At 44.4% G+C, this 23,900-nt stretch carries 25 protein-coding genes; all 25 read left to right on the top strand.

Annotated features, from left to right (window positions below; translation table 11 throughout):
* The first annotated feature begins 287 nt into the window (after window positions 1–287).
* The 25 genes from LVY74_RS08805 to LVY74_RS08685 all read left to right on the top strand — a co-directional run bounded on the left by LVY74_RS08805 (window position 288) and on the right by LVY74_RS08685 (window position 23,900).
* Window positions 288–1,547, top strand: a complete 1,260-nt coding sequence (locus LVY74_RS08805; protein ID WP_442862786.1) for a glycosyltransferase family 4 protein — start codon at window positions 288–290, stop codon at window positions 1,545–1,547.
* A gap of 36 nt (window positions 1,548–1,583) precedes the next feature.
* Complete coding sequence (locus LVY74_RS08800) at window positions 1,584–2,138, top strand: phosphatase PAP2 family protein (RefSeq protein ID WP_237814769.1); 555 nt, start codon at window positions 1,584–1,586, stop codon at window positions 2,136–2,138.
* A gap of 54 nt (window positions 2,139–2,192) precedes the next feature.
* Window positions 2,193–2,393, top strand: a complete 201-nt coding sequence (iscX, locus tag LVY74_RS08795; RefSeq protein WP_111895116.1) for a Fe-S cluster assembly protein IscX — start codon at window positions 2,193–2,195, stop codon at window positions 2,391–2,393.
* A 108-nt stretch (window positions 2,394–2,501) separates the two neighbouring features.
* Window positions 2,502–2,933 carry a nucleoside-diphosphate kinase gene (gene ndk / locus LVY74_RS08790; RefSeq protein ID WP_004902254.1) on the top strand — a complete coding sequence of 144 codons (432 nt, stop codon included), beginning with the start codon at window positions 2,502–2,504 and terminating at the stop codon, window positions 2,931–2,933.
* Window positions 2,934–3,054: 121 nt separating this feature from the next.
* Window positions 3,055–4,290 (top strand): 23S rRNA (adenine(2503)-C(2))-methyltransferase RlmN, encoded by a 1,236-nt coding sequence (gene rlmN, locus LVY74_RS08785; RefSeq protein ID WP_151777255.1) that lies wholly within the window; start codon window positions 3,055–3,057, stop codon window positions 4,288–4,290.
* A gap of 21 nt (window positions 4,291–4,311) precedes the next feature.
* Window positions 4,312–5,172 (top strand): type IV pilus biogenesis/stability protein PilW, encoded by an 861-nt coding sequence (gene pilW / locus LVY74_RS08780; protein ID WP_237814768.1) that lies wholly within the window; start codon window positions 4,312–4,314, stop codon window positions 5,170–5,172.
* Complete coding sequence (locus LVY74_RS08775) at window positions 5,163–5,948, top strand: helix-turn-helix domain-containing protein (RefSeq protein ID WP_237814767.1); 786 nt, start codon at window positions 5,163–5,165, stop codon at window positions 5,946–5,948. Before pilW ends, LVY74_RS08775 begins: the two co-directional genes overlap by 10 nt.
* Before the next feature lie 21 nt (window positions 5,949–5,969).
* Complete coding sequence (gene ispG / locus LVY74_RS08770) at window positions 5,970–7,085, top strand: flavodoxin-dependent (E)-4-hydroxy-3-methylbut-2-enyl-diphosphate synthase (protein ID WP_237814766.1); 1,116 nt, start codon at window positions 5,970–5,972, stop codon at window positions 7,083–7,085.
* Complete coding sequence (gene hisS, locus LVY74_RS08765; RefSeq protein WP_237814765.1) at window positions 7,082–8,374, top strand: histidine--tRNA ligase; 1,293 nt, start codon at window positions 7,082–7,084, stop codon at window positions 8,372–8,374. Before ispG ends, hisS begins: the two co-directional genes overlap by 4 nt.
* Window positions 8,375–8,404: 30 nt before the next feature.
* On the top strand, window positions 8,405–9,106 hold the full coding sequence (locus tag LVY74_RS08760; protein WP_237814764.1) for a YfgM family protein: 702 nt from the start codon (window positions 8,405–8,407) through the stop codon (window positions 9,104–9,106).
* Window positions 9,107–10,258, top strand: a complete 1,152-nt coding sequence (gene bamB, locus LVY74_RS08755) for an outer membrane protein assembly factor BamB (protein WP_151708560.1) — start codon at window positions 9,107–9,109, stop codon at window positions 10,256–10,258. It begins immediately after the preceding gene.
* Between the two features lie 3 nt (window positions 10,259–10,261).
* The gene (der, locus tag LVY74_RS08750; protein WP_151708561.1) at window positions 10,262–11,671 is read left to right on the top strand and encodes a ribosome biogenesis GTPase Der; all 1,410 of its coding nucleotides are present in this window, start codon (window positions 10,262–10,264) and stop codon (window positions 11,669–11,671) included.
* 192 nt (window positions 11,672–11,863) lie between these two features.
* Entirely contained in the window at window positions 11,864–12,499 is a 636-nt protein-coding gene (locus LVY74_RS08745) for a beta-ketoacyl synthase chain length factor (RefSeq protein WP_237814763.1), read from the top strand.
* Window positions 12,493–13,293, top strand: a complete 801-nt coding sequence (locus tag LVY74_RS08740) for a lysophospholipid acyltransferase family protein (RefSeq protein ID WP_237814762.1) — start codon at window positions 12,493–12,495, stop codon at window positions 13,291–13,293. The genes LVY74_RS08745 and LVY74_RS08740 overlap by 7 nt, the downstream gene beginning before the upstream one ends.
* A complete protein-coding gene (locus LVY74_RS08735; protein WP_111895126.1) occupies window positions 13,286–13,543 on the top strand; it encodes a phosphopantetheine-binding protein in 258 nt (85 codons plus the stop codon). Before LVY74_RS08740 ends, LVY74_RS08735 begins: the two co-directional genes overlap by 8 nt.
* 9 nt (window positions 13,544–13,552) lie before the next feature.
* Window positions 13,553–13,813: an acyl carrier protein gene (locus LVY74_RS08730; RefSeq protein WP_111895127.1), complete on the top strand. Its 261-nt coding sequence runs from the start codon at window positions 13,553–13,555 to the stop codon at window positions 13,811–13,813.
* Entirely contained in the window at window positions 13,798–14,346 is a 549-nt protein-coding gene (locus LVY74_RS08725; protein ID WP_237814761.1) for a Clp protease, read from the top strand. The genes LVY74_RS08730 and LVY74_RS08725 overlap by 16 nt, the downstream gene beginning before the upstream one ends.
* Window positions 14,343–16,010 carry an AMP-binding protein gene (locus LVY74_RS08720; RefSeq protein WP_237814760.1) on the top strand — a complete coding sequence of 556 codons (1,668 nt, stop codon included), beginning with the start codon at window positions 14,343–14,345 and terminating at the stop codon, window positions 16,008–16,010. The genes LVY74_RS08725 and LVY74_RS08720 overlap by 4 nt, the downstream gene beginning before the upstream one ends.
* Window positions 16,007–16,753: a glycosyltransferase family 2 protein gene (locus LVY74_RS08715; RefSeq protein ID WP_237814759.1), complete on the top strand. Its 747-nt coding sequence runs from the start codon at window positions 16,007–16,009 to the stop codon at window positions 16,751–16,753. The genes LVY74_RS08720 and LVY74_RS08715 overlap by 4 nt, the downstream gene beginning before the upstream one ends.
* On the top strand, window positions 16,753–17,685 hold the full coding sequence (locus LVY74_RS08710) for an LpxL/LpxP family acyltransferase (protein WP_237814758.1): 933 nt from the start codon (window positions 16,753–16,755) through the stop codon (window positions 17,683–17,685). The genes LVY74_RS08715 and LVY74_RS08710 overlap by 1 nt, the downstream gene beginning before the upstream one ends.
* The gene (locus LVY74_RS08705; protein WP_237814757.1) at window positions 17,682–19,238 is read left to right on the top strand and encodes an HAL/PAL/TAL family ammonia-lyase; all 1,557 of its coding nucleotides are present in this window, start codon (window positions 17,682–17,684) and stop codon (window positions 19,236–19,238) included. Before LVY74_RS08710 ends, LVY74_RS08705 begins: the two co-directional genes overlap by 4 nt.
* The gene (locus LVY74_RS08700) at window positions 19,228–19,659 is read left to right on the top strand and encodes an acyl-CoA thioesterase (RefSeq protein WP_004902211.1); all 432 of its coding nucleotides are present in this window, start codon (window positions 19,228–19,230) and stop codon (window positions 19,657–19,659) included. The genes LVY74_RS08705 and LVY74_RS08700 overlap by 11 nt, the downstream gene beginning before the upstream one ends.
* Window positions 19,656–20,288 (top strand): LolA family protein, encoded by a 633-nt coding sequence (locus LVY74_RS08695; RefSeq protein ID WP_442862785.1) that lies wholly within the window; start codon window positions 19,656–19,658, stop codon window positions 20,286–20,288. The genes LVY74_RS08700 and LVY74_RS08695 overlap by 4 nt, the downstream gene beginning before the upstream one ends.
* The gene (locus LVY74_RS08690; RefSeq protein WP_237814756.1) at window positions 20,263–22,599 is read left to right on the top strand and encodes an MMPL family transporter; all 2,337 of its coding nucleotides are present in this window, start codon (window positions 20,263–20,265) and stop codon (window positions 22,597–22,599) included. Before LVY74_RS08695 ends, LVY74_RS08690 begins: the two co-directional genes overlap by 26 nt.
* The gene (locus LVY74_RS08685; RefSeq protein ID WP_237814755.1) at window positions 22,596–23,900 is read left to right on the top strand and encodes an NAD(P)/FAD-dependent oxidoreductase; all 1,305 of its coding nucleotides are present in this window, start codon (window positions 22,596–22,598) and stop codon (window positions 23,898–23,900) included. Before LVY74_RS08690 ends, LVY74_RS08685 begins: the two co-directional genes overlap by 4 nt.

The following is a 23,900-nucleotide window of genomic DNA, read 5'->3' as shown; positions in this document are numbered from 1 at the left end:
ATTTTATTTTACTATTTATCTTGTGAATTATGCGATTAAAATACTAAAAAATGCAAAATTGCGCACAAGAATTGAACATTTAAAATATGGTTAAAAAATGATCGCAACATCGTGGTGCGATTGTTGTTTAGGTGTGCTTATTAATGGTGCATTTTGTTAATCTTGAATCAATAATTTGTAGGTATTTTAAAGCTTCAGAATTGTCAAAAAAACGTCATATCTTAATCATTAAACTGCAAGAAAGATGACTTAGATTATGCCTATAACAACAAAATTATGGTGGAACTATGCTCATGCCATCGACTGCTGCATTGAAACGCCAGTTTGACATGCCGTTTAAATTTAATTTTAAACGCTCAGGTCGGCAGTCTGCACAGGAAAGTGCAGTAGAACAACTCATTCGTCCTAAACTTAAAATTGCGATTGTTACAGAAACTTGGCCGCCTGAAATTAATGGCGTTGCTTTGTCGCTGTTGCACTTATGCCGTGGCTTACAACAACAAGGACATAAAATTTTACTCATTCGCCCTGAACAAAGTCGTAGTGATATGCGTTTTGAACCTGAACAGGAGTGTTTGGTGATTGCGCATAAAATTCCGAAATATCCGAGCTTACAGTTTGGGCGTCCACAATGGCTTAAAGTGACCCATGCAATTGAGCAATTTCAGCCTGATGTTGTACATGTTGTCACAGAAGGGCCTTTAGGATTGTTGGCATTGCAAGTCGCTAAAATGAAAAATATTGCGATTTCGAGTGGTTTTCATTCACCCTTTCAGGAATTTAGTCGATTCTTTGATTTGGCATTTTTGGTGAAACCGATTCAGCATTATTTGCGTTGGTTTCATAATAATACCCATTTAACCTGTGTGCCAAGTCAGGATACAGAGCGAACATTGCGCCAACATGGGGTAACTTGCCCAATTCAGGTCATTAGTCGTGGTGTCGATCATCAGTTGTTTTCTCCAACACATCGCTGTGAAGAAATGCGGCAGCATTGGGGAGCAACTGCTCAAACCAAAGTATTGCTGTATGTCGGGCGATTATCGCCTGAAAAAGAAATTGATGTGTTAATTGATGGTTATCTCCAAGCGCGTGAAAAGCAGCAAAATGTTCAGTTGGTCATCGTGGGTGATGGCCCTGACAAAGAGCGCTTACAGAGAATGGATCAAGATCAGCAGGTGGTTTTTATGGGCAATCTGACAGGGCAACGTTTGGCAGAGGCTTATGCCAGTAGTGATGTCTTTGTGTTTGCAAGCCGAGTAGAAACTTTTGGTAATGTCGTACTTGAAGCGATGGCGAGTGGTTTGCCTGTGTTGGCTTACGACTATGCCTGTGCGCATGTTTATGTCAATTCTCACTCAGGGTGGTTGGTTGACATGAAAAATCTACAAGAATTTATCGCGCAGATGCAGAATTTACCCAATTTATCTGAATTGCGTCAAATGGGGCAATGTGCCAGAGAGCAGGTTAAAGATGCTGGATGGCAACGCCCTGTACAACAATTTGAACAGGCTTTATATCAGTTGGTTATACAAGGTCATTCATAAGCTCAAGCCTAGATTGAAAGGTGAGGAGGAAAGAAGATGAACCATTTGCAGCGTGCCAAATCTCTTATTTTGGCATTTGATTTAAAAGGGTGTTTATATCTGAATCACTTTTCCCATTCTGAAAGTGTCAGTCAGTTTTTTAAAGTGATCAGTCGTTTAGGGGATGGCTGGTTTTGGTATGCCATGCTAGCAATTGTATGGATCAATCAAGGACTGAGTTATTTGCTACAAATCGCATATTTAATTGTCGCAGGCTCGATTGGAACATTGTTATATAAGTTACTTAAACACAAAACAGTTCGACCACGACCTTATCAGGTGCATCAGGTGATTATTTTGGGTGAGCGCCCGCTGGATCATTTTAGTTTTCCATCTGGACATACCTTGCATGCGGTGTTAGCAACCACAGTCCTTGGATACATTCAGCCGATTCTACTGATTTGCATGTTGCCATTTACACTCTTGGTTGCACTGTCTCGGATGGTGCTGGGTTTGCACTATCCGACCGATGTGATGATTGGAGCAGTTTTGGGTGGATTGGTGGCATGGGCTGTAATTTCTTGTGCACCTATTTTAAATCTGGTGTTGTAAAAGCGAGGTTGAGATTTTAAAGTAGCCTCAGCTATAGACAGACTAGGATAGATGATGGGCTTACGTTGGACTGATACAATCGATATCGCAATTGAACTTTTGGAAGCGCATCCAGATGTAGATCCACAGTGGGTTCGCTTCACCGATTTACACGCATGGATTTGTGCATTGCCTGATTTTAGTGATGACCCAAACAAGTCAACAGAAGGTTTGCTTGAAGCGATTCAGATGGCTTGGATTGATGAAAGTAACTAAAAAGAGTTAAAAACCCAAACTTTTACACTTTCTTAGCTGATTATTTTGAGTGACATCGGTATAATGCGGCAAAAATTTATCCTGATTTTTTGAGTTAAGGAGCCAGACATGGCAATTGAACGTACTTTATCTATCGTAAAACCAGATGCTGTTGCTAAAAACCACATTGGTGACATTTTTGCTCGTTTTGAAAAAGCTGGCTTAAAAATCGTTGCAACTAAAATGAAACACCTTTCTCAAGCTGAAGCTGAAGGTTTCTACGCTGAGCACAAAGAACGTGGTTTCTTTGCTGACCTCGTTGCGTTCATGACTTCTGGTCCAGTGGTTGTTTCTGTTCTTGAAGGTGAAAACGCAGTTCTTGCTCACCGTGAAATCTTGGGCGCTACAAACCCTAAAGAAGCTGCTCCTGGTACGATCCGTGCAGATTTCGCTGTAAGCATCGATGAAAACGCTGCTCACGGTTCTGACTCAGTAGCATCTGCTGCTCGCGAAGTTTCTTATTTCTTCGCTCAAACTGAAGTTTGCCCACGCACTCGTTAATCGAGATACTTCAAACCAGATAAGTGTTATACTGCTTATCTGGTTTTTTTTATTCTTGAAAATCTCTTGGCTAAAATACAGCCGTTCTTGTTTTTTCTTTGACATTGTTTAGGTAATACACATGGCTCTTGAAGCAGTTGGTTCATCTTTGGTTGTGGATGGACAAGACAACACCGCCACATTGCATCAGCCTGCGAATTCAGTGCAAAAAGTTAATTTACTTGGCATGTCACGGGCAGAACTCGAAAAATTCTTTGAAGATTTGGGCGAAAAAAAGTTTCGCGCAGGTCAGGTCATGAAATGGATTCATCAGTTCTTTGTGACTGATTTTGCTGAAATGACCAATATTTCAGGTAAGCTTCGAGAAAAACTCGAGCAGCTTTGTGAAATTAAAGCCCCTGAAGTTGTTCACCGTAATTACTCAAAAGATGGCACACGTAAATGGGTGTTCCGCGTGGGTGAGGGTGAAGGTTCTCTGGTTGAAACCGTATTGATTCCTGCGGAAGACAAAACAGGTTCACGTAAGACCTTGTGTATTTCATCACAAGTCGGCTGTGCACTGGATTGTTCATTCTGTTCAACAGGCAAACAAGGTTTTCAGCGCGATTTAACCCCAGCCGAAATTATTGGTCAGCTGTGGATGGCAAACTTCTCTTATATGGAAGATGTGCCTGTTGCAGAGCGCGAACGCTCAGTGACCAATGTGGTGATGATGGGCATGGGTGAGCCGTTGCTCAACTATGATGCTGTATTAAGTTCAATGCGCATTATGCTGGACGACTTTGCTTATGGTATGTCCAAGCGCCGTGTGACTTTGTCTACCTCGGGTGTTGTGCCAAAAATTGATCAGTTGGCACAAGATATTGATGTGGCTTTGGCAATTTCTTTACATGCGCCTAATGATGAACTGCGTAATGAACTTGTACCGATCAATAAAAAATATCCGTTAGAACAACTGATTACAGCTTGTCAGCGCTATATTGGCAAAGATGGTAATGAAAGTGCGCGTAAGCATGTCACCATTGAATATGTCATGTTGGATGGGGTTAATGATCAGCCAGAACATGCGCAGCAGTTATTGAAATTATTAAAGAATTTACCAAGTAAAATTAACCTGATTCCTTTTAATCCGTTCCCGCATGCACCTTATGGTCGCTCAAGTCGTAACCGTATTATTGCATTCCAAAAAACTTTGTCAGATGCTGGCTTTGTCTGTACTATTCGTCAGACACGTGGCGATGATATCGATGCTGCCTGTGGTCAACTGGTTGGTCAAGTGGCTGACCGTACTCGTCGTGCAGCGCAGTGGCAAAAGAAAATCGCCGAAAAAAATGAGATTATACGCTCAAAAGGATAATAACCAACTGAGGTGTTTGGCGTGAAAAAAACGGTACAACATTGTGTGACATTTTTCGGTCTAGGTCTCTTGGCAGTCAGTTTACAGGGTTGTCAGAGTACACTGGGTTTGTTTAAAAAAGATACTTCACCAAGTTATGCAGATATTAGTACGCCAGTCAATAAGTTTAAGCGAGACAAGAAAAAAGCAGCTGAAATTCGGGTTGAGATAGCCGCTGAATATTTACGGACAGGTCAACTAGATGCAGCAAAACGGGCATTGGATGATGTATTCGAGGAAACTAGCCGTAATGTTCGTGCCAATATGTTGATGGCGGTGTTGCTACAACAAGAGGGCAGCCCGAGTAATGTTGTAAAAGCTGAAGAATATTTTAAACGTGCAATTTCAATTGACCCTGAAGATGCACAAACACGTAACAATTATGGGCGTTATCTGTTTAAGTTAGGGCGCTATAATGACGCGCTTGCTCAATTGCAGATTGCAGGTGCAACATTGGGCTATGATCAGCGTGGTATGGCACTGGAAAACTTAGGTCTGACCTATCTGAAGCTAGGTGACGTGCCAAATGCTGAAAAAACATTCAGGCAAGCCCTGCAAGTAAATCGAAATTCTGCAGTTTCGATGGTAGAGTTGGCGGAAATTTTTTACCAACGTCAACAGTTTGCATTAGCAACAGAGGCGTATGGTGACTATGTGCGTGCTGTTGGTGATAAAAACCAAAGCGCACGAGGTCTATGGGTAGGTATTCGTGTTGCTCGTGCCAATGGTGACAACATGAGCATGCAAGTTTTGGTGAATCAATTGCGGGCTTTATTCCCGAATAGCCAAGAATATCAACGTTATTTGCAATTACAGTACAGTACTGAGGCGGTATGGAAGTAAATCCAAATTCACAGCAATCGACGGGTACATCAGCAACCCCTAATACTTTAGGCAACGTTCAGCGTCCAGGTGAATATTTACGTCATATCCGCCTTGCTCAAAAGCGTGAATTGGCTGATGTGTCAAAAGCTTTGAATATGCCAGTGAAAACACTCGAGGCTTTAGAGCGTGATGAATATAAATCATTGCCTGAAGCAACGTTTATCAAAGGTTACTATCGCGCATATGCGAAGTTTCTCAATGTCGATGCTTCAGCAATTATTCAGCGTTTTGATGAAATTTATGCCAATGATACAGGTTTATTACCGAATCACGCTTTAAAAGATTCACCGATTAAAATCATGGGCAAATTGCCAGGTTCAAATAGTGACCGCAATAAAAAATGGCTGAAACGCATTTTAATTGCAATTGTGGTTATTTTTGTGGTGAGTATGCTGGTGTTAAGCCTGCAGAAATGGTCTGCCAAAAAACAGCCTGCGGCAGCTGCCAATCCACAAACCACGATGCAAGTTGTTTCTGTGGATTCCAATGCCACCAGCACGGGTGATCAATTGGATTTAAAATTTTCACAACCAACCTCTGTCAACATTGTAGATTCAACAGGTAAAGTGTTGGCAACAGGTCGTCAGGCAGCAGATTTGAGTTTGAAAGGTATTTCACCTTTTCAGGTTCGCCTAGATGATGCCAGTGCAGTGACTTTAAGCTTGAATAATGAAGCAATTTCTTTGGCACCTTATACAGTCAATGGTAAGGCGGACTTCCGTTTATCACCTTAATGCAGCAGAGTTGACCAAGTCATGATCGAAAATCCAATTAAACGCCGTCCAACACGTAAAATTCGTGTTGGTTCTGTGTATGTGGGTGGGGATGCGCCAATTTCGGTGCAAAGTATGACCAATACTGAAACGTGTGATGTTGATGCAACCGTAGCGCAAATTGAACGTTGTGTTCAGGCTGGTGCAGACATCATGCGGGTTTCTGTACCTTCAATGGAGGCTGCCGAAGCCTTCGGAGCAATCCGTCGCCGTGTGCAAGTGCCTTTGGTTGCTGATATTCATTTTGATCACAAGATTGCACTGGCTGTTGCTGATTATGGCGCTGACTGTTTGCGTATTAATCCAGGCAATATCGGTTCAGACCAGAAAGTACGTGAAGTCGTTGCAGCAGCGAAACATCATGGTATTTCCATTCGCATTGGTGTTAATGCTGGGTCACTCGAAAAAGATTTGCAAAAAAAATATGGCGAACCGACAGGTCAGGCACTCCTTGAATCTGCGTTACGTCATATTGATATTTTAGATCGTTTAGACTTTCAAGAATTTAAAGTCAGCGTAAAAGCATCAAATGTATTTTTAACTTTGGATGCTTATCGTTTATTATCTCAACAAATTGATAATCCGTTACATTTGGGTGTGACCGAAGCGGGAATTTACCGCACAGGGACAGTCAAGTCAGCGATTGCCTTAGGTGGTCTGTTGATGGAAGGCATTGGCGATACCATGCGTATTTCCTTGGCTGCTGAACCTGAAGATGAAGTCAAAATTGGTTTTGATATTTTAAAATCACTTGGACTTCGTTCAAACGGCATCAATTTTATTGCGTGCCCAAGCTGTTCGCGTCAAGAATTTAATGTGATTAAAGTGATGCAGACCTTGGAGCAACGTCTAGAAGGTATTCGTACACCAATGGATGTTTCGGTAATTGGCTGTAAGGTCAATGGCCCAGGCGAAGCCAAAGAAGCCGATATTGGTGTGGTAGGGGCAAGCCCTCGTTCACTGGTTTATCGAAATGGTGAGAAAAGTCACCTTATCGATACCGATCAGTTAGTTGATGAAATCGAAGCTATGGTTCGTCAACGTGTTCAAGAGCTTGAAGAAGCTAAAGCTAAAGAGATTATTCGTAGTTCATCATGAGTTCAATTGTCGCAATTAAAGGTTTTAATGACGTTCTTCCTTCGCAAACACCAGCATGGAGACGTCTAGAGCAGCATCTTGCATCGTTAATGGATGCCTATGGCTATCAACAAATCCGTTTGCCGATGGTTGAACATACGGGCTTGTTTAAACGTGCGATCGGTGATGCCACCGATATCGTTGAAAAAGAAATGTACACCTTTTTCGACAAAGGTAATCCACCAGAGTCATTGACTTTACGTCCTGAAGGCACAGCAGGTTGTGTGCGTGCCATGCTCGAACACAACTTATTACGTGGCGCAACACCTCGTGTGTGGTATATCGGGCCAATGTTCCGTTATGAAAAACCACAAAAAGGTCGTTACCGCCAGTTTCATCAGTTTGGTGTGGAAACCTTTGGTGTTGCAACGCCAGATATTGATGCTGAACTTATTTTGATGACCGCACGTTTATGGCAGCGTATGGGTGTGGCTGATAAAGTTCAACTTGAACTCAATACCCTAGGCGAAGTGGATGAACGTACCGAATACCGTAATGCGTTGGTTGAGTTCTTGACTGCGCAAAAAGATGAATTGGATGAAGATTCTCAGCGTCGTTTAGGCACGAACCCACTGCGTATTTTGGATTCGAAAAACGAACGTACTCAACAAATTCTTGAAAATGCACCGAAATTGCATGACTTCCTGAAGGAAGACACCATGCAGCATTTTGCTCAGTTACAGCAATATTTGACTGATGCTGGGGTGAAGTTTGTGATTAATCAAAAACTGGTTCGTGGTTTAGATTATTACAACAAAACTGTATTTGAATGGACAACCACACACTTAGGTTCACAAGGCACAGTCTGTGCAGGTGGACGCTATGATGGTTTGGTTGGTCAGTTGAAAGGCAAGCCTGATCAGTCTGTTCCTGCGGTTGGTTTTGCCATGGGGATGGAGCGTTTATTGTTGTTGCTTGAACAAGTTGAGCAAGAGCAAATCGTTCGTGATTGTGAAGTTTTCTTGTTGGCTGATCCTGCTTGCCAAGGCAAAGGATTGGTATTGGCAGAGCAACTTCGCAATCAGCTTGAAGCAGCAAAAAGCAAGATTCGTGTGAAAACAGGTTCTCAGGGCAGCATGAAAAGCCAAATGAAAAAGGCTGATCAGTCAGGAGCAATCTTTGCCATGATCTTGGGTGAGCGTGAGTGGGAAAATCAGCAAGTGAGTCTGAAAACTTTAGCAACTGCTGAACAAGTTGAACTGAAGATCAGTGATATTGTGCCATTTTTAATTGAAAAATTTGCTGAATAAGCTGCATAGGAACGCCAGAAGGACAGTCACATGAGTGCACTAACACAAGAACAGCAACTCGATAATCTAAAATCAATGAGCAAGAAATATGGTTCTGCTGCGATTAGTGGTGTTCTAGTTGCTTTGATTGCATTTTTTGGCTGGAATTACTGGCAGAAAAAGCAGCTACACGGGTCGCAAAATGAAACGGCTCGTGTTCAGCAATTAATTGATCAAGCACAGAGTTTGACGGGTGATCAAAGTGCGTATAACAAACTTGCACCCACAGCAGACACGATTTTGAAAAAAAATCTGGACTCTGTACAAGCCATTCAAGCTGAATTGGTCATGGCAAAAGTCGCATTTGACCAAGGCAACTATGTTGCTGCTGAACGTGAGTTGAAAAAAGTACAAAATGTGAAGGTTGATGATGAAGGTTTACTTCAGTTGGTCAACCTACATTTGGCGTATACACAGGCTGCACAGAAAAAATATGATGACGCTTTGAAAACACTGGATCTTGTCAAAGTCCCTGCTTTCAAGGCTTCAGCAGATGAAGCACGTGGCGATATTTATGTTGCAAAAAATGATGTAGCTCAAGCACGTAAGGCGTATCAAAGTGCATGGGATGCGATTGTTGCGCGTAAACAAGAACGACAAATTTTACAAATTAAACTCGAAAGTGTTGGCGTTTTAGTTGATGATCCTGATATCGAACGCCCAATTTTGAAAACACAAGTGGATGAGTCTTAAATGAATAAGAAATTTACCATACCGTTTGCGCTAACACTTGCAGCAGTTGCTTTGGTTGGCTGCTCTAGCAATAAAACCAAAGTGGAAGAAATTAAACCCAATAAACTTCCAAAAATTGTGCAAGCAAAAACACTCGTTCCTGTATTTTCTGAACATGTGACTGCCACCAATAAAAATGATCCGCTACGCTTGCAAATGGCTGCAGACAATGGCGTGATTTTCTTGGTCGATCCAAAAGGTTATGTCGAAGCTTACAAGGGTAAGCAACGTCTATGGTCAACCAAAATCACCAAAAAACACGGCTTAAGTGCAGGTGTTGAAGTGGGTGAGGGAATTGCTGTTGTTGGTAATGAAAAGGGTGAATTGTTTGCACTTGATCAGACCTCAGGTCAAATCAAATGGGCAGCACAATTGTCAGGTTCAATTATCGCACCATCACATATTCAGGCTGGGCGTGTGATTACTGTGAGCAATGATGGCAATGTCTATGCGCATGATGTCAGCACAGGTCAGCAACTGTGGACGTACCGTTTACCGAATGTCCCTTTTAGCTTGCGTGGACGTGCAGCGCCTGTCATGCTCGATCCGAACAATGTTTTGATTGCGACATCAAATTCATATGTTTATATCATTGATGTGATTAGTGGTGTACCTCGTTTACAGCGCCGTGTTTCGGTTGCGGAAGGTCGCTCTGATGTGCAACGTTTAAATGATATTAGTGGTGATCCCGTCATGATGGGTCAGTATATGGTCACCACCAGTTACCAAGGGCAAGTTACAGTAACGGATCTATCACAACAGCAAGTGGTGTGGAGTGAAGATGCGAGTAGCGATCAACGTCCAGAAGTCACACAGAATAAAGTCTTTGTCAGCACGACCGATGGCAAAGTGATTGCTTATGATTTGATGAGCGGTCAAAAACTTTGGGAAAATACACAGCTTTTGCATCGTAATTTAAGTAACCCTGTCATGTTGGGTTCTGACCTTGTGGTTGGGGATTATGAAGGTGCTTTGAGCTTACTCGACCCAAATACAGGTAATTTGATTGGTCGTTCAGAAACCAAAGGGCAAGTAACGTCCTTAAAGGTAATTGACAACCAACTTTATGTTTCAACTCAAAAGGGCGCGTTAAGCGTTTGGCAGAATCGTTAATTTATGAAACCCGTTATTGCGCTGATTGGGCGTCCGAATGTCGGAAAATCAACGTTATTTAACCAGATAACCAAAAGTCGTGACGCACTGGTTGCCGACTTTGCTGGTCTGACTCGTGACCGCAAATATGGTGATGCAGTTTTCCAAAACAAATCGTTCATTGTGGTTGATACTGGGGGTATCGGCGAGAGTGAACAGGGCATTGATGCCTATATGGCAGAACAGTCCAAAACAGCCATTCACGAAGCTGACATGATTATCTTCGTGGTGGATGCGCGTGCGGGATTATTGGCATCTGATGAGCAAATTGCTCGTGAACTACGTACTTTAGGTAAAAAAGTCCACTTGGTTGCCAACAAAGTGGATGGTGTACACGCTGAAGCGGCTGTTGCTGAGTTCTTTAAACTTGGTTTTGGTGAGCCACTGCATGTAGCTGCAAGTCACGGTCGTGGCGTAGCGCAAATGCTTGAAGATGTGTTGGAAGATGTTCCTGAAGATGAAAATCCTGAGGAACATGACAAGGCGACAGGTCTACGTTTGGCGATTATTGGTCGTCCGAATGTGGGTAAATCGACTTTGGTCAACCGTTTATTGGGTGAAGACCGTGTGGTGGCATTTGACCAACCAGGCACAACTCGAGATTCGGTTTATATTCCATTTGAACGTGATGGTCGTCAGTACACCTTGATTGATACAGCAGGTGTGCGTCGTAAAGGTAAAGTCGATGAAATGATTGAGAAATTCTCAGTCGTGAAAACTTTACAAGCGATGAAAGATGCGCATGTTGTGGTTGTGGTTCTCGATGCACGTGAAGGCGTGGTTGAGCAGGACTTGCACCTCATCGGCTATGCACTTGAAGCAGGTCGTGCCATGGTGATCGCCATTAACAAATGGGACAACATGACCGAGTATGACCGCAAGCAATGTAAACTCGATGTTGAACGTCGTTTTGACTTTATTCCTTGGGCGCGTATTCACCTAATTTCAGCATTGCATGGCACAGGTGTGGGTGAGTTGTATCCATCGATTCACCGTGCTTATGAATCGGCAAATCTGAAAGTTTCTCCTGCGAAATTGACTCAGATCTTGAATGATGCGACAGAAGCGCATCAACCCCCAATGATCAGCGGTCGTCGTATTAAAATGCGTTATGCGCATATGGGCGGACAAAATCCACCGACCATCGTGATTCACGGTAACAAAGTGGATAAAACGCCTGCGGATTATCGTCGTTACTTGGAAAATGTATTCCGTAAAGTCTATAAACTTGAAGGAACGCCTGTTCGTATTGACTTTAAAACCTCGGAAAATCCGTTTGAAGGGCGTAAAACTCAGGTGGATGAGCGTGTTGCTGCACGTCGTCGTCGTTATATTCAGAAATTTAAGAAAGCGGAAAAGAAATTTAAACGCTAATCGACATCAAGCCATCTTCGGATGGCTTTTTTTATGGTGTGTAAATATTGAGAAGATATAGAGTCTTTATACTTTTAGCGTATCTTTTATAGAAACTTATTGTTTTCATTTTTTTTTAAATGTTTTTTTGCTATTTTAGCGCCCTTGTTTATTTATAATAGATTCCATTTTTTGTTCAGTTCGAGGTAGAGTGTGAACTTAGAATTACAAGTACAACAACTCTATAGTACAGTTCAGGATGCCGATTTACAGGCGTTACAAGCGATTCCTGCCATGCAGCGTCGCCGTTTATCTGCCTTGGCAAAACTGGCATTCAATAGTGCAATACAGGCTTTAGAGGGTCAGCAAGTTGACTATATGGTCTGGGCATCGCATTTTGGGGATGAACAAAAAACACTGAATATTTTGCAGGACATTTTACAAGAACAGACACCATCGCCGACTCAGTTTTCAACCTCTGTGCATAATGCGATTGCGGGTTTATATTCTATTTTATATCAGGATGCCACGCCTTCGACCAGTTTGAGTTGTTCGTGGTCTGAAGCAGTTGTGGAAGCTTACGCATTTTTGAAAACTCATCCAATCGCACAGCGTGTTTTGGTGGTGTATTACGATGCGCCGTTGCCAGAAGTCTATGAAGGGGTCACGCATTTTGAAGCATTTTCAATCGCTGCTATAGTGACCTTGACAGAACCTAATCTTCGATTGAATCCAGTCATGCAGTCGGGGTTAGGTAAACAAACCCCTGAGCAGGATGCTTTGGAGTTTTTACAGTTTTGGCAATCCAATCAGCCTCAATCAGCCTCAGGGAAGTGGCAACGATGTTAAAAGGCAAAGCTAAACAACGTTTAAATTATATGTGGCGCATGGCGGCTACAGGCTTGGGTTTTGCCAGTTTTGGCGTAGGTGGTGTTGCCATTGGAACCGTAATTGCCCCTGCTGTAAAATTGTATACCTCTGATCCCAAGCGGCGGGTTGAACTGACTCAACAAGTGATTCGGCATGGATTTCATGGATTTATTGAAAGCATGACCAAACTTGGGGTAATGACTTACAGTGTAGAAGGCTTAGATAAATTACAAAACAGTCAGCAGGAACTGGTGATTGCCAATCATCCAACGCTGATTGATGTCATGTTGTTGATCGGTCTGATGCCCAAAGCCAATTGCGTGGTGAAACAGGCACTTTGGCAGAATCCATTTACCCGAGGCCCTGTGCAAAATGCTGCCTATATTTTAAATGCAGGCTCAAAACAGTTTATTCAGGATTGTGTGCAGCGTTTGCAGGAACCCGATGCAGCATCATTGGTGATTTTCCCTGAAGGGACACGGACTGAAAAAGATCAGATGCTCAACGAATTTCAACGCGGTGCAGCCAATATTGCCTTACGTGCCCAAGTGCCGATTCGCCCTGTGCTGATTCGCTGTAGTCCCTCGACACTCACTAAAAATGAAAAGTGGTATCACATTCCGAGTGAACCTTTTCATATTCAGATACAGGTACTTGATCCGATTCGGATTGAGGACATTTTAGCAGATACAACGGTTTCGCCTAAAAATGTGCGTGCCTTGAATCAGTATTTATATCAAATATTTAACCAAGAGTTATCTACACATGAGTAATCTTGCTGACGAGCTAAAACAGATGATTATCGATGTTTTGGCACTCGAAGATATTTCGATTGACGATATTGATGATGAAGCCCCTTTGTTTAATGAAGGTTTAGGGCTAGATTCGATTGATGCCTTAGAGTTAGGTTTGGCGCTGAAAAAACGCTATAACATCCATTTAAATGCTGAGTCAGATGATACCAAACAGCATTTCAGTTCAATTCAAAGTTTAGTGAAGTTGGTTGAAAGTCAGGCCAGTTAAGGGGGAAGGATGTTAACTCAAGAGCATATTTTGGCTCAGCTACGTGAGTGGATGGAAGATCTGTTTGAGATTGAGCCTGAAAAAATTCAAATGAACTCGAATCTGTATTCAGATCTTGATGTCGACAGTATTGATGCCGTCGATTTGATTGTGAAAATCAAGCAACTGACAGGCAAGCAGGTTAAACCTGAAGACTTTAAAAATGTACGCACCATTGAAGATGTGGTGTTGGTCATTCAAAACATGTCGAAAGAATGTCAAAACTCGTAAAACTGGCAACAGCCATCGTGTTGGTGGTGTATCCGTTTTTGGTGGGCTGGAGTTTATCTCATGGGAAACTGTGGGAGATCAGCCTGTTGCTGCTTGTGGTGGGGATCATTCGTTATTTTAGCGCCCGACAAAGTCCGTTATTGCCTTTGACTTATTTGGCGATGCTGTGTGGCGGTTTAAGTTTATTGCTACGCAATCAGGCATGGCTCAAGCTCTATCCTGTGGCGATGAGTTTGGCAGCCCTCGTGATTTTTGCACTGACACTTTGGCGACCGCCATCTATGATTGAGCGTTTTGCTCGTGTTTTTGAGCCTGATCTGCCTGAGTCGGGTGTGCGCTGGACGCGTAAAGTCACCCAAGTGTGGTGTGGTTTTTTTGTGATCAATGCCTTGATTGCACTTTGGACGGTATATTTTGCCCCAATGCAGGTTTGGGTGCTGTATAACGGTTTAATTTCTTATTTGCTTATGGGCATTTTGCTTACCGTCGAGTTTATTTTGCGTAAGCGTCAACAACGACGACATCAACCATGAAACTGTGCCATTTTAACGATTATTTAACCGCAGATACGTCGCTGTGTTTCGATGCTCAGCTCAACAGTTTGAGTTTTGCTGAATTTTGGCAGGATGTTGCCAGTCAGTCACAGGTAATTCAACAATTGCCTGAATCGAGTTTTGCCTTATGGCAACAGGACAGCTACGAGTTTCTGGTGCTGTTTTTTGCGGTGTTGCTCGCCCATAAACGTTTAATTCTGCCACCCAATCAGGTACAGCAGTTACAGCAGCAATTGGCTGAGCAGGGCATTGGTTTTATTCAGCGCCAACGCGTTTTAACGCTTGAGCCAATTCAGCCTTTGTCTGACCAATTGCTGAAAGAGAGTGAAATTGTCTTTTTTACCTCAGGTTCTACAGGCGCACCTAAACAGATCTTACGTTCCTTGCAGCAACTGCTCTGTGAAGTTCAGGGTTTGGCGCAAAGTTTTGAGCTACCTCAAACTGCGGTTGCGATTGCTACGGTCAGTCATCAGCATATTTATGGTTTGTTGTTTAAGGTCTTGTTACCGCTTGCTACTGGGCGCAGTTTCTATCGTGAGCAGTTGATTTACCCTGAATATGTTGTGCAATTGCAACAGCGTTTTGCTGAAATTCAGTTACCCAATTATGTGATTTCAAGTCCTGCATTGTTAAAGCGTTGGCCGAGTGATGTGCTGCTTGAGCATTGTGCTGCACTGTATTCATCAGGTGGCAAACTTGAAGATGGTGTGCGTGCTGGGGTGAATGTACCGATTACTGAAATCTTTGGCAGTTCGGAAACAGGTGGAATTGCTCACCGTGCGGCAGATCATGCACTCTGGCAACCTTTTGCTGATGTCGAAATTCGTAGTGACGAGCAGCAACAGCTGTGGATGCGTAGCCCGCATGCTTGCGATGCCGATTGGGTTGCAACAGGGGATCGTGCTGAATTGCTTGAACCGAACAATCTACAGAGTGCCTTTCATTTATTGGGACGTATGGATCGTATTGTTAAGCTTGAAGAAAAGCGCCTGAGTCTCGATGAAATTGAAAGTAAGATTTTACAGCTCGATGCAATCAGTCAGTGTCATGTGTTGCTGATTGAGCGTGAGCAGCGCCAGCTTTTGGTTTGTGTAGCCGTGTTGAATGATGCTGCCCGAGATATGTTGCAACAGCAAACGAAGCACCAGTTTGTTACTCAGCTTAAACAACAGTTGCAGCCGTTATTAGAGCGAATTGCCATTCCTCGCCAGTGGCGTTTTCTGAGTCAGTTACCGATGAACAGTCAGTCGAAATTAAATAAAACTGACCTGATTAAACTGTTTCAAGATGCCAATCAGCCTGTGGTTTTGTCACGGCAACAGCAGGATGAGCAGCATATTTTTCAATTGGAATTTCCCCCTGAATTGAATTGTTTTAAGGGGCATTTCCCCAATTTCCCGATTTACCCTGGGGTTGGGCAGATTGCATTTTTACAACATTTTGCACGCGAACTTTGGGCAGACTTGCTGTGGTGTCAGGGCTTTGAGCAATTGAAGTTTCAAGACCTGATTCGCCCTTATCATGTGTTGCAGCTCAGTCTGAGCCGTAAGCAGCATAAAGTCAGTTTTGAATTAAAGCATGCAGACAAAAATATTGCTTCAGGGCGGTTACTGTTTGCAGTTGAGGAGAATGCCACATCATGAGCTATCGTGCTGCCTTGATGATTCCTGTGTATAACCATCCACATTATATTGCGGATTTGGTGGCGTATTTGAGCCAGTTTGCCTTGCCGATTGTATTGGTTAATGATGGCAGCGATGCTGAAACCACCCAAATTCTACATGATTTGGCTGCCCAATATGCCGATGTGGTCTTGGTGGAGCATGCGCAAAATATGGGGAAAGGTCAGGCGGTCATGACAGGTTTACGCCGAGCGGCTGAACTAGGCTGTAGCCATGCCTTGCAACTTGATGCCGATGGTCAACACCACTGGCAGGATGTTGCCAAGTTTCTGGCTGTGTCGGAGCAACATCCCGAGTCAATGGTCATTGGTCAGCCGATCTTTGATGACAGCGTTCCGAAAAAACGTCTGTATGGACGTTATGCCACCCACATTTGGGTGTGGATCAACAGCTTGTCACTGGAAATTCATGACAGCATGTGCGGTTTTCGCGTGTATCCGTTGGCAGCTACACTGGCGATTATGGACCGGGTCGAGTTGCCTGCACGTATGGGCTTTGACAGTGAAATTTTGGTGCGTCTAAGCTGGGCAGGAGTACATTTTGAAAATATCGCAACGCCTGTGATTTATCCTGAACAGGGCATTTCCCATTTCCGTTTGTGGGAAGACAATTGGGGACTGACCAAAATGCATACCCGCCTGTTTGCAGGCATGTTGTGCCGCTTACCACGCCTACTGCCACAGCGCCTGAAAGGTCGTGATTGATGTCTGACCCACGTCCACCTGCATGGAATGAAATCAAGGAAAAAGGTGGTGTGCTGCCTTTACTGTTGGTGCTTTGGTTATATCGCCTGTTTGGGCGCTGGCTGATTCAGGTACTGCTGTATGTGGTGGTAATGTGGTACTGGCTGTTGTCACCGAGTGCGCGTCAGGCTTCACTGGACTATTTGCAAAGACTGCATCGTTTTGCGGGGGCGCAATCCCCATTTCAGCAGATGCCGACATGGCAGCATAGCTATCGGCATTTGATTGCCTTTGCAGAAGCGATCGTTGACAAAATGCAGGGTTGGCTCGGGGAAATTTCTGAGCAGCGCTTACAAATTCATGGGCATGAGCATTTGCGCCGTCACTATGGACAGGGTTTGATTATTTTGGTGTCGCACTTTGGCAATATCGAATTGTTACGTGCGCTCAAGTCCGAACATCAGCAGAAAATCAATGTCTTGGTCTATCAGAAGCATGCCGACAAGTTTAATGCCTTTCTGCGAAAAATTAGTTCCAAATCCAATGTCTCACTGATTTCAGTAGATGAACTAGGTATGGAAACCACCATAATTTTGCAGGACAGATTAGATGCAGGTGAGTGGGTGATGATTGCTGCTGACCGCGTGCCTGTGCATTCGCAGCGTATACAGATTTTGAGTTTTTTAGGGCAAGATGCCCCGTGGTCGCAAGGTGCATGGATTTTAGCCAGTTTGCTGAAAGTGCCTGTGATTGCCAGTTTTTGCTATCGCGTACAGCATAATTTTGAAGTGCATTTTCATCCGATTGCCGAGCGTGTGGATTTACCCCGCAAAGCGCGTTTACCTGAGATGGCGGTTGTAACACGCAAGTATGTCGATTTGCTGGAGCAGCATTGCTTACGTGCGCCGTATCAGTGGTTTAATTTTTATCAGTTTTGGAATATTAAAAAATGACAACGCTTATTGTTGGAGAACAGCCTTTAAGCATCGAACAGGTGCTGCAAGTCGCACAGCAAAAAATGCCTGTGGCATTGCCAAGCTCAGAAACATGGCGTGAATTGATTCAACGCGGAGTTGATTTTCTCGATCAACTGCTTGATGAAGATGGCGTAATTTATGGCGTGACCACTGGTTATGGTGATTCCTGTCTGGTCGAAATTCCAAAACATCAGGTGAATGAGTTACCCCTCCAGCTTTCGCGTTTTCATGGCTGTGGGATGGGTGAGAATCTTGATTTGGTGACGGCACGTGCGGTGTTGTTGGTTCGTTTATGTTCTTTGGCGCGGGGTTATTCGGGTGTGTCACTGGCGCTGTTAGAGCGTTTGGTGTGGATGCTGAATGAAAATATTGTGCCTGTAATTCCGTCGGAAGGTTCAGTCGGTGCAAGTGGCGATTTAACCCCGTTGTCATATATCGCAGGGGCACTGGTCGGTGAGCGCGATGTGTACTGGCAAGGGCAGATTGTCACGATGCAGCAGGTCTATCAGCATTATCAGATGGAGCCGCTTTGCCTACGTCCGAAAGAAGGTCTGGCATTGATGAATGGCACAGCAGTCATGACGGCAATTGCCTGTTTGAACTATAAAAAAGCCGAGCAAACGGCGTATGCGGCAACCCTGATTACTGCGCTGAATGTCTTGGCACTGGAAGGTAATCCGAGCCATTTTGATGAAGTGCTGTTTGCGCAAAAACCGCATGTTGGGCAACAGAAAATTGCCTGCATTTTACGTCAGGTACTGAATTCAGAAGTACAAACCGAGCGCCAAAGCCCACGTTTACAAGACCGTTATTCACTACGCTGTGCGCCGCATGTGATTGGGGTATTTGAAGATTCCAAAGTCTGGCTACGTCAGTTTATTGAAAATGAGTTGAATTCGAGTAATGACAATCCGCTGATTGATCCTGTGAATTTACGCGTGTTGCATGGCGGACATTTCTATGGTGGACACATTGCTCAAGCCATGGACAGCCTGAAACTGATGGTCGCCAATATTGCCGATTTGCTGGATCGTCAGATGGCGCAGTTGGTCGATCATAAAATGAATCATGGTTTACCCCGTAATTTGACAGGTGCAGAAGCTGAGCGTTTGCCGCTAAATCATGGTTTTAAAGCGGTACAAATCGGGGTGTCTGCTTGGACAGCCGAAGCCTTGAAGCAAACCTTGCCTGCGTCCATTTTCTCACGCTCAACCGAATGTCATAACCAAGACAAGGTCAGCATGGGCACCATTGCCGCACGTGATGCAACCCGTGTGCTGGTGCTGACGGAACAGGTTGTGGCGGCGCTGTGCTGTGCCAGTGTGCAGGCGATTCATTTGCGTGGGCTGACCGAGCAACTCAGTCCTGTATTGCAGCAGTTTGTTGCATGGACATTGCAGAGCTTTACTCTGGTTAAAGAAGACCGACCATTACAATACGATTTGCAACAGATTGTTGATCGTTTCGAGCAGTTACAGTTGTTGAATAGTGCATGGTTCAACCAAGTGGAGAATGCAGATGTACGCTGAGGTGACCCTTGATGTCCCGTTTCATGATGTGGACAGTATGAATGTGGTGTGGCATGGACATTATTTAAAATATTTTGAAATTGCCCGTTGTCACTTGCTGGATCAGTTCGGCTATAACTATCTGCAAATGCAGGAATCAGGTTATTTGTGGCCCGTGATTGAAAGTCATGTGCGCTATGTCTATGGTATCCAGTTTCAACAGAAAATTCGGGTACGCGCCATTTTAAAAGAATGGGAAAATCGCCTGAAAATTGATTATCTGGTGTTTGATGCCGAGACAGGCAAGCGTCTGACCAAAGGTTACACCACACAGGTGGCGGTCAATGCCAAAACCCGCGAACTGTGTCTGCAATCTCCACAAGTGTTGTTTGATCGCTTAGAAGCATGGTCAGGCTTTCAGCCGACAGGAGCAACAAAATGAAACTCAACACCCGTGCGATGTTCTGTGCTGGCGTATTCGCGGCTGCTAGCAGTCAAACTGTTATTGCTGCACCGATCAATGAAGTCCGTGACATTTTTCAGCAAGTGTCTGCAACGCCTGTGGTACATGCGCAGTTTGAACAGCAGAAGAAACTGACTTCGCTGAATAAAACTTATGTCTCAAAAGGCAATGTGGTATTTAGCAAACAGCAGGGTGTCCTCTGGCAGATGCAAAGTCCAGTCAAGGCGGATCTGGTGGTAACTCCGCAAAAGCTGGTGCAGAAAACCCAGCGCACCATGAGCCAGATTAATGTGCAACAGTCGCCGTATGGTTCGGTGGCAACCCTGTTTTTACAGTTGATGGCAGGCGATGAAAAAGCCTTAGCCAGCAATTTTAATATTGTCAGTGCCACACATAACAATCAGGCTTGGGCAGTAACATTAACCCCGAAAAGCAGTCTATTCAAAAAACTGTTTAATCAGGTCAATGTGCAAGGTGGACGCTATGTGAATCAGATCGTGATTCAGGAAAAAGACCGCAACATCACTCAAATTCGCTTTAGTCAGCAAACCAGTCAACCTCAAAACCTAACAGCCCAAGAACATGCGTTATTCCAATTGGCAAAATAAAGCCTCTGCCATTTGGCTGGTCATTTTACTGTGCTGTGCAGTCAGCATGGGCTGGTTGTGGCTGAAAAAAGACATTCATATTCAGACCAATATTTTTGCGTTGTTGCCGAAGTTTAGTCAGCAGGAAGGTTTGGCAGACACGCAGCAGTATATGAATCAGCAGCTCAACAACAAGCTGTTTGTGGTACTGGATGCCAAAAATAGTCAGGCACTGGATCAGGCGACACAGCACTTGCAGCAGCAAGTGACCAAGAGCGGTCTGATTCAGCCATTACGTCCACAGTTTGACAGTGAGCAGTTTGGCAAGGTGCTGTTTCAGCATCGGGCAGGACTGTTGACGCCACAAGATCGGCAGTTGCTCCAGCAAAAAGATTATGCGGCTTTGTCCGATCAAAGTTTGCTGCAACTGATGAGTCCGGGAATGCCTGTCACTGCACAGTTGTTGCAGCATGATCCATTGTTGTTATTTCCACGTTATGCGATGGGACTGGTGCAGCACAATACTCAAAATATTCAGCTAGAGCAGGGCTTTGCCACCTTGCACGATAACGACAAGGTTTCGCGCCTGTTGGTTCTTGAACTAAAAGACAGTCCGTATAACATTGATTATCAGGAAAAAGTCTCGAAGTGGATTGAACAGGTTAAACCGCAGCTACAAGCAGATCAGGTGGTCAGTCACTGGACGGGAACATTGATTTTTGCCAGTTTCGGTACGCATTCGGCACAACAAGAAATTTCCACCATTGGTTTAGGTTCAAGTCTTGGACTGATTTTCTTGGTGTGGTTTGGTTTCCGTTCATTACGTCCGATGCTAACCGAATTTATTGCGGTGAGTAGTGGCAGTTTGGTGGCACTTGCGGTCACGCATACATGGTTTGGAGAAATTCACCTGATTACGCTGGTGTTTGGTGCCAGTCTGATCGGGGTATGTGTCGATTTCTCGTTTTACTTTATGGCTTTGCAGTCACAGCACCGTCAGCTCAAAGGTTTTCAGATTCTCACGCCATTGTTACCAAGTCTGTTTATGGGCTTGATGACTACCGTGGCAGCCTATCTGGTATTGAGTTTCACACCATTTCCGGGGTTTCGTCAGATTGCGCTGTTTTCGATGGTTGGTCTGATTTCGGCATGGATCACCAGTATTTTGCTGTTACCGCGCTTGCCACCACTGAATGCTGAACCTGCGATTCGACGTTTGCACTGGATTGGTCTGGCGCGTGAATATTTTCAGGCAAAGACCCGCTTACGTTATATCAGCATTGTGGCTATTTTGCTGGTGGCTGGCTTGAGTGTTCTTCGTCTGCAAAGTAATGATGATATTCGTAATCTGCAAAGTATGAATGCGCAGCTCAAGCAGGAAGACCAGTACATTCGCCAGCGTTTTTCACAGCAGCAGGCAAGCGATTATTTTGTGATTCATGCACAGTCCGCGACGCAGTTGGAACAACGAGAACAGCAGCTGATTCAACAACTGCAACAGTTACAGACTCAGGGAAAATTGCAAGGTTTTCAGGCGCTCGGTCAATGGCTCCCTTCGCAAACTGAGCAGCAGCAAAATAAACAATTGCTGATGCAGATTCCTGCTTCCGCCCTGACTGCCTATGCCAAAGCACTGGATTTACCTGTTGCAGAAGTGTTGACATGGCAAAAACAATTGCCACAGCAGCCGCTGCTCACCATTCATGATTTTCGTCAGCATCCCCTGTATTTCTTGCAGCCAAATGCCAAACAACGTTTGGTGTTGTTGCAAGGCATTCATGATGTCAACGCGTTAAAGCAGCTACAAACGGCGGATGTGCAGTTACAGCAACCGATCACCACATTGTCCAATATGTTCCGTGATTATCGGGTGCAGGCACAGTGGTTATTGCTTGTGGCGCTGATTGGTTTGGCTGTGGGTTTGGGGGCGATTTATGGCTTGCGTTCAGTGTTGCCCTTGGTGCTCCCTGTTAGTATGGCACTCCTCACAACCTTTGCGATTCAGGCATGGCTCGGTGTGGAAATTAATGTGTTTAGCATTATGGGCACTTTCCTGATTATCGGGATTGGAGTCGACTATGCGATTTTCTATCGGCACGGGCATGACCATCCCAAAGTGGTCAGCATGGCATTGTTCTTGTGTATGTTGTCGACTTTGCTCGGTTTTGGTTTATTGTCGTTTAGCCACACCTATGCCATCCACTGTTTTGGTTTAACCGTGCTGCTGGGCGTGATTTTCTCTTTTATTTATGCCACTTTATTTACCATGGCTGATCCGCATCATCAGGTGATCAGCACATTAAAAATACAAACGGAGTCAGATTCAAAATGACCGAATTACAGCAACAACACACCGATGTTTTGATTATTGGGGCAGGTCCATCAGGTAGTTCAGCCGCCGCTTTGCTGCGTAAAAAAGGCTATCAGATAGTCATTTTGGAACGTCAGCATTTTCCACGTTTCTCGATTGGTGAATCGTTATTGCCACAATGTATGGTGTTTTTAGAAGAAGCAGGATTGCTCGACACGGTGCGTGAGCATGTCGATGAATTTGCTTTTCAATATAAAAATGGCGCGAGTTTTTTGCGTGGTCAGCAGCGCAGTTTTTATGATTTTCGTGAGAAGTTTAGCGCAGGGCCCGGTACAACGTGGCAGGTACGCCGTGCGCCATTTGATCAGCTTCTGGCAAATCAGGCACAAGCCGATGGCACAGACATTCGCTATGGGCATGAAGTGATCGAGGTGGATGTCGATGCCGAGCAGCCTGTACTCACCGTGCGCGATGAAGCCGAAAATGTCTATCAGATTCAGGGCAAGTTTTTACTGGATGCCAGTGGTTTTGGGCGCATCTTGCCAAAATTCTTGGACTTGGAAAGCCCGTCCGATTTTCCTGTACGCCGTGCCGTGTTTACCCATATTGAAGATGGTATTTTGGATGATCCCGAATTTGATCGGGAAAAAATCCTGATTACCGTGCATGAGAAAGATCACCGTGCATGGTACTGGCTGATTCCATTTGCCGATGGTCGCTCTTCATTTGGCGTGGTGGCAGAGCAGAGCTTCTTTGATCATTATGGTTATACAGACACAGATACGCCTGAAGCTTTAGAATCTTTATTTAAAACGATTTTACAGGATGACCCTGCGCTGTCTCATCTGCTGCGACGTGCCCAGTTTGATACCCCTGTACGGACACTGGTGGGTTACTCTGCCAATGTCAAACATTTGGCACAGAAGAATTATGCCTTGCTCGGCAATGCAGGCGAGTTTTTAGATCCTGTGTTTTCATCGGGCGTGACCATTGCGTTGAAGTCATCCAGTTTGGCTGTGCCACTGGTTGAACGAGTTCTGCAAGGTCAAGCGGTTGACTGGCTAGCTGAGTATGAAAAGCCGTTGCGCCAAGGGATTCAGGTGTTCCGTGCTTATGTCGAGTCATGGTATAGCGGTGAATTTCAAGAAGTGGTGTTTAGCCAGAATCAGCATATTAAACTGCGTGAAATGGTGGCTTCTTTACTGGCAGGTTATGCATGGGATGCAAGCAATCCGATTCATAAAAATGCCAAACGCCGCCTGACCATGATTGCCGAGTATTGTCGTGAAGGCTTGCCTCAGGAACAGATTTTAGGAGGCTAA

Source organism: Acinetobacter sp. ME22, assembly GCF_022012315.1.
Lineage (GTDB): Bacteria > Pseudomonadota > Gammaproteobacteria > Pseudomonadales > Moraxellaceae > Acinetobacter > Acinetobacter brisouii_A.
Note: the sequence above shows the minus strand (reverse complement) of the source record. Positions and strands in the feature narration are given on the sequence as shown.

Coding starts and splice junctions, on each gene's coding strand:
- LVY74_RS08805 (WP_442862786.1), top strand. CDS start 288: ATGCTCATGCCATCGACTGCTGCATTGAAACGCCAGTTTGACATGCCG.
- LVY74_RS08800 (WP_237814769.1), top strand. CDS start 1,584: ATGAACCATTTGCAGCGTGCCAAATCTCTTATTTTGGCATTTGATTTA.
- iscX (WP_111895116.1), top strand. CDS start 2,193: ATGGGCTTACGTTGGACTGATACAATCGATATCGCAATTGAACTTTTG.
- ndk (WP_004902254.1), top strand. CDS start 2,502: ATGGCAATTGAACGTACTTTATCTATCGTAAAACCAGATGCTGTTGCT.
- rlmN (WP_151777255.1), top strand. CDS start 3,055: ATGGCTCTTGAAGCAGTTGGTTCATCTTTGGTTGTGGATGGACAAGAC.
- LVY74_RS08775 (WP_237814767.1), top strand. CDS start 5,163: ATGGAAGTAAATCCAAATTCACAGCAATCGACGGGTACATCAGCAACC.
- ispG (WP_237814766.1), top strand. CDS start 5,970: ATGATCGAAAATCCAATTAAACGCCGTCCAACACGTAAAATTCGTGTT.
- hisS (WP_237814765.1), top strand. CDS start 7,082: ATGAGTTCAATTGTCGCAATTAAAGGTTTTAATGACGTTCTTCCTTCG.
- LVY74_RS08760 (WP_237814764.1), top strand. CDS start 8,405: ATGAGTGCACTAACACAAGAACAGCAACTCGATAATCTAAAATCAATG.
- bamB (WP_151708560.1), top strand. CDS start 9,107: ATGAATAAGAAATTTACCATACCGTTTGCGCTAACACTTGCAGCAGTT.
- der (WP_151708561.1), top strand. CDS start 10,262: ATGAAACCCGTTATTGCGCTGATTGGGCGTCCGAATGTCGGAAAATCA.
- LVY74_RS08740 (WP_237814762.1), top strand. CDS start 12,493: ATGTTAAAAGGCAAAGCTAAACAACGTTTAAATTATATGTGGCGCATG.
- LVY74_RS08735 (WP_111895126.1), top strand. CDS start 13,286: ATGAGTAATCTTGCTGACGAGCTAAAACAGATGATTATCGATGTTTTG.
- LVY74_RS08730 (WP_111895127.1), top strand. CDS start 13,553: ATGTTAACTCAAGAGCATATTTTGGCTCAGCTACGTGAGTGGATGGAA.
- LVY74_RS08725 (WP_237814761.1), top strand. CDS start 13,798: ATGTCAAAACTCGTAAAACTGGCAACAGCCATCGTGTTGGTGGTGTAT.
- LVY74_RS08720 (WP_237814760.1), top strand. CDS start 14,343: ATGAAACTGTGCCATTTTAACGATTATTTAACCGCAGATACGTCGCTG.
- LVY74_RS08715 (WP_237814759.1), top strand. CDS start 16,007: ATGAGCTATCGTGCTGCCTTGATGATTCCTGTGTATAACCATCCACAT.
- LVY74_RS08710 (WP_237814758.1), top strand. CDS start 16,753: ATGTCTGACCCACGTCCACCTGCATGGAATGAAATCAAGGAAAAAGGT.
- LVY74_RS08705 (WP_237814757.1), top strand. CDS start 17,682: ATGACAACGCTTATTGTTGGAGAACAGCCTTTAAGCATCGAACAGGTG.
- LVY74_RS08700 (WP_004902211.1), top strand. CDS start 19,228: ATGTACGCTGAGGTGACCCTTGATGTCCCGTTTCATGATGTGGACAGT.
- LVY74_RS08695 (WP_442862785.1), top strand. CDS start 19,656: ATGAAACTCAACACCCGTGCGATGTTCTGTGCTGGCGTATTCGCGGCT.
- LVY74_RS08690 (WP_237814756.1), top strand. CDS start 20,263: ATGCGTTATTCCAATTGGCAAAATAAAGCCTCTGCCATTTGGCTGGTC.
- LVY74_RS08685 (WP_237814755.1), top strand. CDS start 22,596: ATGACCGAATTACAGCAACAACACACCGATGTTTTGATTATTGGGGCA.